Source organism: Paraburkholderia sp. SIMBA_027, from assembly GCF_046535315.1.
In the GTDB taxonomy this organism is placed as follows: domain Bacteria; phylum Pseudomonadota; class Gammaproteobacteria; order Burkholderiales; family Burkholderiaceae; genus Paraburkholderia; species Paraburkholderia tropica.
On record NZ_JAWRWY010000897.1, the window covers coordinates 1 to 261 of the forward strand.

The 261-nt window shown below is 64.4% G+C and carries 1 pseudogene; it reads right to left on the minus strand.

What is annotated here, in order from left to right:
• Positions 1-261: pseudogene (locus SB764_RS41675) on the minus strand (hypothetical protein); the annotation flags it as partial.

Here is a 261-nt window from a genome sequence, read left to right on the forward strand (position 1 = left end):
GTGGCGCTGATCGCGCCGGATCGGATCGGCATCGGCCCACAGCCGCAGCTTCTGCATCACCTCGGCCAGCACCTCCGGCCGCCCCTGGCGATGATCCTCCCAGGGAAGATATTCGTACCATCCATGCCATGCCGGACGTCCCGCACCCGGCGCGTCCTGTTCGCGCACCAGGCCGAGATAGCTGATCGATATCGTCCGTCCGCCGAGGATCTCGTTGTTCCGGTCACGATCCGCAAACGTATAGAGCTGCTCCAGATAGCC